The 1,995-nt window shown below is 34.5% G+C and carries 1 protein-coding gene; it reads right to left on the bottom strand.

Annotated elements, in window-relative coordinates; translation table 11 throughout:
* Positions 1-300: 300 nt before the first annotated feature.
* Positions 301-1,500: a tetratricopeptide repeat protein gene (locus J3U37_RS11990; protein WP_267375105.1), complete on the bottom strand. Its 1,200-nt coding sequence runs from the start codon at positions 1,498-1,500 to the stop codon at positions 301-303.
* Positions 1,501-1,995 lie beyond the last annotated feature (495 nt).

Here is a 1,995-nt window from a genome sequence, read left to right as displayed (position 1 = left end):
TTTTTTTATTTTGCCTGCTGGCAAGAAAAGATCAAAAATGGGCTTACTATCTATTACTTCTTGACAATGCACTTTTAAATCGCTTATCGGTATCGGGTTATAGAGTTGATAAAATGACTAACACGCAAACCAAATATATTGAGCCGTATTAAAATGTCATTGTTAAGCTAATTTATATCAAAAAAGTGATTGTGTTAATAGAATAAATAATATTTTTAGGCTGTATAAAAAAAGAACTGCCTTAATATGTAAGACAATCCTTTTAACAGATTTCTGATATGTGTGACTTGTGAATAATGGCTATTTCATTCCTTTACGAAGGATATCGCAACTTTCTTTAAATTTTTGCTCACAAGCTTGTTCAAAATACTCTTTAGCTAACTCGCTATTTTTTTCAATACCATCACCTTTATAATACATAACGCCCAAATCATGCATTGCTTCAGTGTTACCATTATCTACAGATTTTTTATACCAAAATAGTGCTTTTTCTTTATCGACTTCGATCTCTTCACCTTTGTCATACATATGTGCTAAACGATATTGTGTTTGACTAAGCTTTTTTTTCATTGCGTTACTGAGCCAATATACCGTTTTATCTTTATTAACTTCGAGACCGTCACCTTTGTCATACAGTTCTGCTAAACGATATTGCGCTTGATCAATTCCATATTCCGGTTCAGTGATTTTTCTACCTAACCTTTCACGTAGTTCTGCTATAACATCGTCACCTTCATTATTCAAAACTGCTAAATAATATTGCGCCTTAACAAATCCTTTTTTTGCTGCTTTCGTGTACCAATATACTGCTTTCTCTTTATTGACCTCAACACCGTCTCCTTTGTCATATCTCTTTGCTAACTCTAATTGCGCCCAACCATCCCCTTGTTCCGCAGCTTTTGTATACCAATACACCGCTTTTTCTTGATTGACTTCGACACCGAGCCCATAGTTATAAATGTTTGCTAATCCATATTGTGCAGAAATAAGCCCTTGTTGCTCAGCTTTAGTATACCAATATAGCGCTTTTTCTTTATTACCATATTGCCCTAAATCATATTGCGCAACAACAAATCCTTGCTCTGCTGCTTTAGTGAGCCATTTTTCACGTTCAAACCTTTCGGATAAATCATATTGTGCTTGAACAGATCCGGCTTCCGCTGCTTGAGTGAGCCAATAGAGTGCTTGTTCTTTATCGACTTCGACTCCCTCACCTTCTTCATACATGCGTGATAAACCATATTGCGCAACAGAAACCCCTTGTTCCGCTGCCTGAGTAAGCCAATATAGCGCTTTTTCAGTATTTTCTTCGACACCGTCGCCGTTGTAATACATAAATGCTAAATTAAACTGAGCATTTTTATCTCCCTGCTCAGCCTCAGTGTTACAAGCAATAAAAGCTTGATCAAAAGCTTTTTGTTCGAAATAGGTCGCGCAATTATTAGCGTAAGCCGTCGTCGATAATAATGCTGTTAATACAACAAATAGTACTTTTTTCATTAGTTTTCCTTAAATTCCTTAAATATAATAATTTTTTTATTTTGCCTGCTGGCAAGAAAAGATCAAAAATGGGCTTACTATCTATTACTTCTTGACAATGCACTTTTAAATCGCTTATCGGTATCGGGTTATAGAGTTGATAAAATGACTAACACGCAAACCAAATATATTGAGCCGTATTAAAATGTCACTGTTAAGCTAATTTATATCAAAAAAGTGATTGTGTTAATAGAATAAATGACATTTTGTGGCTATATAAAAAAAGAACTGCCTTAATATGTAAGACAGTTCTTTGAACAGATTCCAAATTTGCCTGACTTATGAATAATGTTTATTTGATTCCTTTATGAAGAATATCGCAACTTTCTTTAAGTTTTTGCTCACAAGCTTGTTCAAAATACTTTTTAGCTAACTCGCTATTTTCTACACTGTCATCTTTACAATACATAACACCTTAATTATGCGTTGCTTCAGTAACACCCTGATCGGCTGCTT

The sequence above is a fragment of the Gilliamella sp. B3172 genome (assembly GCF_026536465.1).
GTDB lineage: Bacteria > Pseudomonadota > Gammaproteobacteria > Enterobacterales > Orbaceae > Gilliamella.
This window is presented reverse-complemented; position numbering and strand designations above follow the sequence as displayed.

Bases quoted from the DNA above. Each gene is read 5' to 3' on its own strand.
- J3U37_RS11990 (WP_267375105.1), bottom strand. From the start codon at position 1,500: ATGAAAAAAGTACTATTTGTTGTATTAACAGCATTATTATCGACGACG.